Annotated in this window: 9 protein-coding genes; 5 read left to right on the top strand and 4 right to left on the bottom strand. The window is 70.9% G+C overall.

Annotated elements, in window-relative coordinates; genetic code table 11:
* The 4 genes from J1C73_RS30685 to J1C73_RS30670 all read left to right on the top strand — a co-directional run.
* On the top strand, positions 1-730 hold a 730-nt coding region (locus tag J1C73_RS30685; protein ID WP_372446765.1), incomplete at its 5' end, for an HD-GYP domain-containing protein.
* Positions 731-821: 91 nt separating this feature from the next.
* Complete coding sequence (locus J1C73_RS30680) at positions 822-1814, top strand: tetratricopeptide repeat protein (protein WP_123461551.1); 993 nt, start codon at positions 822-824, stop codon at positions 1812-1814.
* 106 nt (positions 1815-1920) lie between these two features.
* The gene (def, locus tag J1C73_RS30675; RefSeq protein WP_207319227.1) at positions 1921-2559 is read left to right on the top strand and encodes a peptide deformylase; all 639 of its coding nucleotides are present in this window, start codon (positions 1921-1923) and stop codon (positions 2557-2559) included.
* A 166-nt stretch (positions 2560-2725) separates the two neighbouring features.
* The gene (locus J1C73_RS30670) at positions 2726-3457 is read left to right on the top strand and encodes a D-Ala-D-Ala carboxypeptidase family metallohydrolase (protein ID WP_207319226.1); all 732 of its coding nucleotides are present in this window, start codon (positions 2726-2728) and stop codon (positions 3455-3457) included.
* A gap of 51 nt (positions 3458-3508) precedes the next feature.
* On the opposite strand, the gene J1C73_RS30665 is transcribed toward J1C73_RS30670, so the two are convergent.
* Both J1C73_RS30665 and J1C73_RS30660 read right to left on the bottom strand, forming a co-directional pair.
* Positions 3509-5419, bottom strand: coding sequence for a glycoside hydrolase family 20 protein (locus J1C73_RS30665; RefSeq protein ID WP_242644939.1), 1911 nt, complete (start codon positions 5417-5419; stop codon positions 3509-3511).
* 103 nt (positions 5420-5522) lie between these two features.
* A complete protein-coding gene (locus J1C73_RS30660) occupies positions 5523-6497 on the bottom strand; it encodes a helix-turn-helix domain-containing protein (protein ID WP_207319225.1) in 975 nt (324 codons plus the stop codon).
* Between the two features lie 81 nt (positions 6498-6578).
* On the opposite strand from J1C73_RS30660, the gene J1C73_RS30655 reads away from it, so the two are divergent.
* Positions 6579-6791: a hypothetical protein gene (locus tag J1C73_RS30655; RefSeq protein WP_207319224.1), complete on the top strand. Its 213-nt coding sequence runs from the start codon at positions 6579-6581 to the stop codon at positions 6789-6791.
* Here J1C73_RS30655 and J1C73_RS30650 read toward each other — a convergent pair.
* The gene (locus J1C73_RS30650) at positions 6788-7804 is read right to left on the bottom strand and encodes a ribonucleotide-diphosphate reductase subunit beta (protein ID WP_123461557.1); all 1017 of its coding nucleotides are present in this window, start codon (positions 7802-7804) and stop codon (positions 6788-6790) included. The two genes, J1C73_RS30655 and J1C73_RS30650, sit on opposite strands and share 4 nt — an antisense overlap.
* Entirely contained in the window at positions 7804-10227 is a 2424-nt protein-coding gene (locus tag J1C73_RS30645) for a ribonucleoside-diphosphate reductase subunit alpha (protein ID WP_207319223.1), read from the bottom strand. Before J1C73_RS30645 ends, J1C73_RS30650 begins: the two co-directional genes overlap by 1 nt.
* Positions 10228-10299 lie beyond the last annotated feature (72 nt).

Genomic DNA, 10299 nt, shown 5'->3' with positions numbered 1-10299 from the left:
GCGGGCCGGTACGCCCGTCCCGTACGGCCCGCTGCTGCGCGACGAGCTGCGGGCCCTGATCGGCATCGGATCGGCGGTCTGCGCGACCGGCGCGGTCATGGCGCTCGGTGTCGCCGCGGCCGGGCTGTGGGCGCTGCCCGTCCTGTGCGTACCGCTGCTGCTCACCCAGCTGTCGTTCCGCCGCTTCGTCGCCGTGCGCACCACCTACCGGCAGACCATCACCTCGCTCGCCCGCTGCACGGAGATCGCCGGATACACCCCGCACGGCCATGCCCGCAGGGTGGCGGCGCTCTGCTCGGCCGTCGGCCGCGAGCTGGGGCTCTCCGGGCCCGAGCTCACGGTCCTGGAGTACGCGGCCCTGATGCACGACATCGGCCAGCTCTCGCTCGTCGACCCGGTCCCGCAGGGGGCCACTGCCGCGCTGCCCGCCGCCGAGCAGCGCCGGATCGCCCTGCTCGGCGGGGCCGTGGTCCGCCAGACCGGGGTCGACGCGAAGGTCGCCGTCGTGGTGGAGCGGCAGGCGGACCCCTACCGCGAGCAGCCGCTGTCCGCCAGGATCGTCAGGGCGGTCAACGCATACGACGACCTGTGCGGGGAAAGTATCGGCGGGCCGCTCGGCGCGCTGGAACAGCTCAGGCTCGGGACCGGCCACGACTACCAGCCCCAGGTCGTGGAATCGCTCGCCCGGGTTCTGGCCAGGGGCGGTCTGACCCCCGTCCCACCTGGGTAACCCATGGGTAATGAGCGAGCGTCCGGCCGGGCATGGTTGGATGCGAAGGAGAGCGAAAAACGAGGGTGTCCAGTCGGGACAGGCGGGAATCGTGAGGATCTTCGGGAAGGTACGGCATCGGCCGTCCGCCTCTTGGCGGCAGGCCACGGACCGCGCGTTCACGCTGATCGGCGACGGCCGGTACGAGGACGCGGGCGCGTTGCTGACACGTGCGGCGGACCTGGAGCCCTGGCTCTCCGAGTCATGGTTCAACCTGGCGCTGCTGCACAAGTTCCGGCATGACTGGGAGCAGGCGCGGGCCGCCGGACTGCGGGCCGTCGCGCTGCTCGACAAGGAGTCCGGCGCCCCGGACTGGTGGAATGTCGGGATCGCCGCCACCGCGCTGCAGGACTGGCCGCTGGCGCGCCGGGCCTGGCAGGCGTACGGGCTGAAGGTGCCCGGCGGCGGGCAGCAGACCCCGGCGTCCAACAGCGAGCCGGTCGGGATGGAGCTGGGCAGCGCGGCCGTGCGGCTGTCGCCCGAGGGCGAGGCCGAGGTCGTGTGGGGCCGCAGGCTGGACCCGGCGCGGATGGAGGTGCTGTCGATCCCGCTGCCGTCCTCCGGGCGGCGCTGGGGCGAGGTCGTGCTGCACGACGGGGTGCCGAACGGCGAGCGGATCACCGCGGCGGGGCCCTCGTACCCCGTCTTCGACGAGATCGAGCTGTGGGCGCCGTCCCCCGTGCCGACCTGGGTGGTGCTCCTCGAAGCCGCCACCGAGGCGGACCGGGACGCCCTGGAGCAGCTGGCGTCCGACGCCGGTTTCGCCGCCGAGGACTGGTCCTCGTCCGTCCGGCTGCTCTGCCGCGCCTGCTCGGAGAGCCGGATGGAGAGCGACGAGGGCGACGGCGAGCACCTGGACCCGCACGACCACAGTGAGCCGGGCCACCCCGGCCCGCTGAGGCACCGCACCGCCGGTGAGCTGTGGGTGCCGGAGCGTGAGTGCGGCCTGGCGGCGCCCGCCGGGCTGGTGCGCGGCCTGCTGGACGGCTGGGTGGCGGACAGCCCGGACAGCCGTGAGTGGCGGGATCTCGAAGAAGTCTGCTGACCGGTGCCCGTAGGCTGTACGGGCACCGATTCCGGTGCTCGGGCGCCCGGGTTCTCGCGAGCCGCGGACCCCGGGTTTCACGTTGTGAGGAAGGCGTACGGCGGACATGGCGCAGCAGGAGACGGACGAGCAGATCAGCGTCGACGACGAGGGCTTCCTCGTCGACACCGAGGACTGTGAGGCGCGTGAGGCGGCATACCGCGAGCGCGGCACCTCGCACCCGATCACGGTCGTGGGCAACCCCGTCCTGCACAAGGAGTGCAAGGACGTCACCGTGTTCGACGACAAGCTGGCCACGCTGATCGACGACATGTTCGCCAGCCAGCGGACGGCGGAGGGCGTGGGCCTGGCCGCCAACCAGATCGGGGTCGACCTCAAGGTCTTCGTCTACGACTGCCCGGACGACGACGGGGTGCGGCACACCGGCGTCATCTGCAACCCGGTGCTGGACGAGCTCCCGCCCGAGGAGCGCGTGCTGGACGACGCCAACGAGGGCTGCCTCTCGGTCCCGACGGCGTACGCCTCGCTGGCCCGCCCGGACTACGCGGTGGTGCGCGGACAGGACGCGAAGGGCAACCCGGTCAAGGTGCGGGGCGACGGCTACTTCGCCCGCTGCCTCCAGCACGAGACGGACCACCTGTACGGCTACCTGTACATCGACCGGCTCTCCAAGCGCGACCGCAAGGACGCGCTCCGGCAGATGGAGGAGAACACCCCGCGCTACGAGATCGTGCCGAACGGCTGAACCGGCTGAGCGCGCAGCCGCGCGGGGGCCCTGCACCGGTACGCCGGGGCAGGGCCCCCGCGGCGTCGTCGGACCGTCAACAGCCCTTCTCCTGCGCATAGTTGACGCGCGTCGACTCGTCCGACAGTCTCTCTGTCCACACCTTCGTCGTGGTAGGGAGCCCCCCATGCTCAGACGTTCCGCAAGACTTCTGCTCGGCCTTGTCATGACCATGGCGTTCGCCTTGGGCGGGGCCGTGGCCACGGCCGGCACCGCACAGGCCGACGGCTGCTACACCTGGACCCGCACCCTGTCCCCGGGCGCCACCGGCAACGATGTCGTCCAGCTCCAGATCAGGGTCGCCGGATATCCCGGATACAACTCCGTACTCGCCGTCGACGGCTCCTACGGACCGGCCACCACGGCCGCCGTCAAGCGCTTCCAGGCCGCCTACGGACTGGCCGCCGACGGCGTCGCGGGCACCGCCACCCAGGCCAAGCTCTACGCCCTCCAGGACGACGACTGCACGCCCATCCACTTCACCTATGCCGAGCACAACACCTGCAACAGCACCTGGGCGGGTGGTGCCGTCGCGGCAGGCACGGCGAAAGCCAACGCGCTGAGCACCATGTGGAAGCTGGAGGCGCTGCGCCACGCGCTCGGTGACCACCCCATCAGGATCAACAGCGGCTTCCGCTCCACGGCCTGCAACAGCGCGGTCGGCGGCGCGGCCGGCAGCCGCCATCTGTACGGCGACGCGGCCGACCTGGGCGGACTTCCCCTGTGCACCATCGCCCAGCAGGCCCGCAACCACGGGTTCAACGGGATCCTCGGCCCGGGCTACCCGGACCACGGCGATCACATCCACGTGAACCAGGGGCCGAGCCACTTCTGGTCGGCGCCGAACTGCGGTATCTGACCTCGGCACACGTGTGGGGCCCGCCGCACCGGCGGGCCCCACAGCCGCGCGTCAGGCGGACTTCGCCGTCAGGCGCGTCCCGCCCGTCGTCTGCACCGCGGCTCCGTCCGCGGCCCGCTCCGTCAGCCGCAGCTGCGAAACGGCGTTGCGCAGGACCAGAGCGTCGGCCCCGGTGTCCAGTTGCCAGCGCTGGGTGCGCGCGCCCGCCGAGCAGGCCCCGAGCGACAGCTCGGCCCCCACCTCCAGCGGGGCGCCCAGGTACTTCTTCCCGCGCACGGCGTCCAGGCACAGGCCGTTCTCCGCGGAGCGGACCGTGTAGTACCCGTCGGCGGTCGCCGTCAGCGTCCAGGCGGCCGTCCGGCCCCGGGTCAGGGACACCCCGGAGTCCGCGCCGGGCGCGAGCGCCTTCGCGCCGGCCGTCAGCCGGTAGGTGCCGTCGGCGAGCGGGGTGCGGTCGGTGTTCTCCCAGCCGGGCGCGTGACCGATCCGACGGGCCAGGGCCTCGAAACCGGCGTACGTCCCACTGGGCTTCGGGCCGCCCCAGGTGGCCTGTGCGATGAAGCGCAGCGGCATGAAGACCTTCGCCTCGACCTCGTTCTCGGTCTCGGCCGCCGCGCTGTCCGGCCACAGGCTGATCTTCGCGCCGGTCAGGTTCGCCGCGGTGGCGGGCAACGTCTGGCCCTCGAAGCGCAGGGGCGTCCAGTCGCTCTCGTACAGCTTCTGGGTCTGCGTCGTGTAGCCGCCGCGCACCAGGTAGAGGGAGTACGCGGAGTTCATCACCGGACGGCCCTCGGCCAGCAGCTCGGACGGCTGCTGGATGGCGCCGCCGCCCAGCCAGTGCTCGACGGCGATGTCGCGGTCCAGCGGCACGGTGCCGTTGTGGCCGACCAGCCCGTCGTTCCAGATCCGCAGCGAGCGGCCGCCGGCCTTCACATGCGCGTTGACCTGGTTGATGAAGTCGACGAAGAGATCGTCGGGGGTGGCCGACGCGCCGAACTTCGCGGTCGCGGCGGTCTGCAGCTGCGGGTAGTCCGGATACGAGGAGCCGATCATGTACTCATCGGCGCCCATGTGCCAGGTGCGGGTGTCCCACACCTTCAGGGCCTCGTCCACCAGGGACGTGTAGTACGTCAGCGCCTCGGGCCGTGAGATGTCCAGCCGGGGCGGCGAGGCGACGCCGTCCTTGTCCTTGAGCTGGAGCTCCGGGTGGTTCTCCAGGTAGGTGTCCATGTGGCCGGGGGAGTTGATCTCCGGCACCAGGTCGATGTGGTACTTCTTCGCCATCGCGACCAGGGTGCGGATCTGCGGCTTGGTGTAGTAGCCCCAGAACGCCGACTCCGGATCGGTGTCGCTCCTGACCTTCGCCTCGATCCAGAGCTGGTTGAGCTTCTGGGAGGCCATGTCCTTCATCAGCCGCTCGAACCACGGGAGTGAGACGTTGATGTAGCAGGCGCAGACCCCGACCCCGCGCTCGCGGTACGCGGGCACATCGGTCGCCGAGCCCCGTGCCGCGCGGCCGTCGTCGTTCAGCAGCTGGAGCACGGTGCGCGAACCGTAGAACACCCCCGTGGAGGTCGCGGCGGTGACCGTGATCCGGTCGCCGACTTCGAGCCGGTAGCCCTCCGCGCCCAACGCCCCCTTCAGGGAGGCGTCCTGGCGCAGCACGATGTCCCCGGACCGGGCGGTGGACCGGCCCCGCGACACCGGGGGGTGCCCGTTCAGCTCACCCGCGAACCTCTTCGCGTCGGCGCTGGTGCGTTGCTCCCGCACCCCGTCCAGCACGATCCTGGCCCGGTCGGTGAGGGTGAACTCCCCCTCGCCGGGCTGCCACTGCCGCAGCGAGGGCAGCACCTCGGGCCCAGGCGCTGCCGCGGCTCCGTCCACGGCCGCGGCGCTCTGCCAGGGCAGCAGAGCGGCGGCGAGCGCGGCCACCACGGCCCCGATGGTCCTTCGTCTTGCCATCCGGATGTCCATGCGTCAGACCCTGGTGCCTCGCCTGGGCCCGGTCCATGGACAGGTGAGGGAAACCGTTGGACGAATGATCGGAGGTCATCTCCATTGAGGATCAAGCGACTTCGGTGATGGCGGAAGGGCCCCGGAAGGTCCGCCGGTACGCATGTGGCGTGGTGTCCAACGAACGTACGAACTGATGGCGCAGCGCGGCGGCGTTACCGAAGCCGGTCTGCCCGGCGATCGTGTCCATCGTTTCATCCGATGTCTCCAGGAGATGTTGCGCCAGCAGCACCCGCTGGCGCAACAGCCAGCGGTACGGCGTGGTGCCCGTCTCCTGCTGGAAGCGCCGGGCGAAGGTGCGCGGCGACATGTGCGCCTGGGCGGCGAGCTGTTCGACGGTCATCTCCCGGTCGAGGTGCCGCTCCATCCAGGCGAGGGTGTCGCCGACCGTGTCGCAGCGGTCGCGGGGCAGCGGCCGCTGGATGTACTGGGCCTGCCCGCCGTCGCGGTGCGGCGGCACCACCATGCGGCGGGCGATGGTGTTGGCGGCGGCGGGTCCGTAGGCCTGGCGGACCAGGTGCAGACAGGCGTCGATCCCCGCGGCCGTGCCGGCCGAGGTGATGACGGAGCCCTCGTCCACGTACAGCACGTCCGGCTCGACGACGGCCCGCGGGAAGCGGCGGGCCAGCTCGTCCGAGTGCCGCCAGTGCGTGGTGCAGCGGCGGCCGTCCAGCAGTCCGGCCGCGCCCAGCACGTACGCCCCCGAGCAGACGCTCAGTACCCGGGCGCCGCGGTCCACGGCCCGGCGCAGGGCGTCCAGGACCTCCTCGGGGTACTCCCGGTCCATGAAGTGGCTGCCGGCCGGTACGGCGATGAGGTCGGCCTCCTCCAGCCGGTCGAGCCCGTACGGGGTGCTGATGGTGAACCCGGCGTGGGTCTGCAGCACGGGGCCCTCGGCGGAGACCACCGCGAAGTCGTGCACCGGCAGGCCCTCGTCGCTGCGGTCGAGCCCGAACACCTCGCAGAGCACGCCGAGTTCGAAGGGGTGGACCTCGTCGAGGAGCAGGGCGGCGACATTCTTCAGCATCTCCCCAGTGTGGCAGGAATTCGATGTCTTATGACAGTCCTGCCACTGACGGATTCTGCTCGACCGGACGACAGTAGAGGCATGAACACATTCCTGAATCTCCTGGGCATATCCGCTGTTTTCGCTCTCGTCCTGCTCCCGGCGCTGATCGGGATCGCCCGCGAGCGCCGCATCGACCGCGAGCTCCGGGAGGCGGAACGGGGCCGGAGAGCCGACCCGCCGCGAACGGCGGACGCCGCGCGGCCGGTGAAGGCCGCACGGCGTCCGTACGTCAGGAACTGGGCGAGGATCTAGAACTCGTCGTCGAAGCCGACCGTGCCCTCGACCGCCACCTGGTACGCCGACGGGCGGCGCTCGAAGAAGTTCGTCAGCTCCTGGACGCCCTGGAGCTCCATGAACGAGAACGGGTTCTGCGATCCGTACACCGCGGGGAAACCCAGCCGGGCGAGCCGCTGGTCGGCGACGCACTCCAGGTACTCGCGCATCGACTCGGTGTTCATGCCCGGCAGGCCCTCGCCGCACAGGTCGCGGCCGAACTGGAGCTCCGCCTCGACGGCCTCCTTCAGCATGTCGGTGACCTGCTGCTGGAGGGCGTCGTCGAAGAGCTCCGGCTCCTCCTTGCGGACGGTGTCCACGACCTCGAACGCGAAGCTCATGTGCATGGTCTCGTCACGGAAGACCCAGTTCGTCCCGGTGGCGAGGCCGTGCAGCAGGCCGCGCGAGCGGAACCAGTAGACGTACGCGAACGCGCCGTAGAAGAACAGCCCCTCGATGCACGCCGCGAAGCAGATCAGGTTCAGCAGGAAACGGCGGCGGTCGGCCTTGGTCTCCAGCCGGTCGATCTTCTCGACCGAGTCCATCCACTTGAAGCAGAACTGCGCCTTCTCACGGATCGAGGGGATCTCCTCGACCGCGTCGAACGCGGCCGCCCGGTCGTCCGGATCGGGCAGATAGGTGTCGAGCAGCGTCAGATAGAACTGGACGTGCACGGCCTCCTCGAAGAGCTGCCGCGACAGGTACAGCCGCGCCTCGGGGGAGTTGATGTGCTTGTACAGCGTCAGCACGAGGTTGTTGGAGACGATCGAGTCGCCGGTCGCGAAGAACGCGACGAGCCGGCCGATCATGTGCTGCTCGCCCGGCGACAGCTTGGCGAGGTCGGAGACGTCGGAGTGGAGGTCGACCTCCTCCACCGTCCAGGTGTTCTTGATCGCGTCCCGGTAGCGCTCGTAGAAGTCCGGGTAGCGCATGGGCCGCAGGGTCAGTTCGAAGCCCGGGTCGAGCAGGTTCTTGGTCTCGTTGGAGCTCATTACTGGCAGGCCTCGCAGGACTCGGGGTTTTCGAGGGAGCAGGCGATCGCGTCCGCGTCGGGCGCGGCCGCCTGCTGTACGGGAATGGGGGCGGCGGCGGTCTGGCCGGACGCGGCACGGGCGATCCGGGTCGCCGGGCGCGAGCGCAGGTAGTACGTCGTCTTCAGCCCCTGCTTCCAGGCGTACGCGTACATCGAGGAGAGCTTGCCGATCGTCGGCGTCTCCAGGAACAGGTTCAGCGACTGGCTCTGGTCGAGGAACGGCGTACGGGCCGCCGCCATGTCGATCAGTCCGCGCTGCGGGATCTCCCACGCCGTGCGGTACAGCGCCCGCACGTCCTCCGGGATCCAGGCGAAGCCCTGCACCGAACCGCTCGCCTCGCGCAGCGCCTCACGGGACCGCGCGTCCCACACGCCGAGCTTCTTCAGTTCGTCGACGAGGTAGGCGTTGACCTGGAGGAACTCACCGCTGAGCGTCTCGCGCTTGAAGAGGTTGGAGACCTGCGGCTCGATGCACTCGTAGACGCCCGCGATCGAGGCGATCGTCGCCGTCGGCGCGATGGCGAGCAGCAGCGAATTGCGCATGCCGGTCGTCGCGACCCGGGCGCGCAGCGCGTCCCAGCGCTCCGGCCAGTTCAGCTCGGTGTCGTAGTGGTCCGGGTGCAGCACACCGCGGGCGGCCCGCGTCTCGGACCAGGCGGGGAGCGGACCCGACCGCTCGGCGAGGTCGCAGGACGCCTCGTACGCGGCGAGCATGATCCGCTCGGAGATCTTCGTCGACAGGGCCCGTGCCTCGGGTGAGTCGAACGGCAGGCGCAGCTGGAAGAAGACGTCCTGGAGGCCCATCGCGCCCAGGCCCACCGGCCGCCAGCGGGCGTTGGAGCGGCCCGCCTGCTCGGTCGGGTAGAAGTTGATGTCGACGACCCGGTCGAGGAAGGTCACGGCGGTACGGACGGTGGCGTCCAGACGCTCCCAGTCGATGGTGCCGTCGGCGACGAACGCGCCGAGGTTGACCGAACCCAGGTTGCAGACGGCCGTCTCGCCGTCGTCGGTGACTTCGAGGATCTCCGTGCACAGGTTCGAGGAGTGCACGACGCGACCGGGCTCGGCGGTCTGGTTCGCGGTCCGGTTGGAGGCGTCCTTGAACGTCATCCAGCCCTGGCCGGTCTGCGCGAGCGTCCGCATCATCCGGCCGTACAGCTCACGGGCCGGCATCGTCTTGCGGGCCAGGCCCTTGGCCTCGGCCGCCCGGTACGCGGCGTCGAACGCGTCGCCCCACAGGTCGACCAGTTCGGGCACGTCGGCCGGGGAGAACAGCGACCAGGTGCCGTCCGCGTCGACCCGGCGCATGAACTCGTCCGGGATCCAGTGCGCCAGGTTGAGGTTGTGCGTGCGCCGCTGGTCCTCACCGGTGTTGTCGCGCAGCTCCAGGAACTCCTCGATGTCCGCGTGCCAGGTCTCCAGGTAGACCGCGGCCGCGCCCTTGCGCCGGCCGCCCTGGTTCACCGCGGCGACGGAGGCGTCCAGCGTCTTCAGGAACGGCACGATGCCGTTGGAGTGCCCGTTGGTGCCCCGGATCAGCGAACCGCGGGCGCGGATACGGGAGTACGAGAGGCCGATGCCGCCCGCGTGCTTGGACAGCCGCGCCACCTGGTGGTAGCGGTCGTAGATCGAGTCCAGTTCGTCCAGCGGCGAGTCCAGCAGATAGCAGGAGGACATCTGCGGGTGCCGGGTGCCGGAGTTGAAGAGCGTGGGGGAGGAGGGCAGGTAGTCCAGCCGGCTCATCAGCCGGTACAGCGCGGCGACCTCGTCCAGGGCACGCTCGGAGTTGTCCTCGGCGAGCCCGGCGGCGACGCGCAGCATGAAGTGCTGCGGGGTCTCGACGACCTGGCGGGTGAGCGGGTGGCGCAGCAGATAGCGGCTGTGCAGGGTGCGCAGCCCGAAGTAGCCGAAGCGGTCGTCGGCGCCGTCGGCGAGGGCCTGTGCCACCAGCGCGTCGAGAGCGGCCGCGTGGAGCGTCACGAAGTCGGCGGTGCGCTCCGCGATCAGACCCTCGCGGTGTCCGACGGCGACCGACGCGGAGAAGGACGTCGCGCCCTGCCCGGCCGCCTCGTCCGCGATGGTGCGGGTGAGGAGGCGGGCGGCGAGCCGGGAGTAGGCGGGGTCCTCGGAGATCAGGCCCGCGGCGGCCTCGGTGGCCAGCGAGCGCAGCTCGGCCTCGTCCGACCGGGCGTTGCGGCCGCGCAGTGCGGCGCCGGCGACGCGTCCGGGGTCGGTGTCGGGCAGATCCGCGGTGAGGTCGGTGAGGGTCCGCAGCAACGCGGTTCCCGGTCCGTCCTTCGCGGGTGCTGCGGACCGGTCCGTTCCGAAATCGGCTGCTTCGGACTCGGCCGCTGAAACCGGATCGGCTGGCGCGATGGTCACGTGGTGCTCTCCCTCGCTCGGCTCTGGGCAGGCGGGGGAACGGGGGCAGCCGGGCGGAGCGGGGCCCTGGGC

The sequence above is a fragment of the Streptomyces laculatispora genome, assembly GCF_017353455.1.
Taxonomy (GTDB): domain Bacteria; phylum Actinomycetota; class Actinomycetes; order Streptomycetales; family Streptomycetaceae; genus Streptomyces; species Streptomyces laculatispora.
The sequence above is the reverse complement of the archived record's forward strand: the minus strand, read 5'-3'. Positions and strand labels throughout refer to the sequence as shown.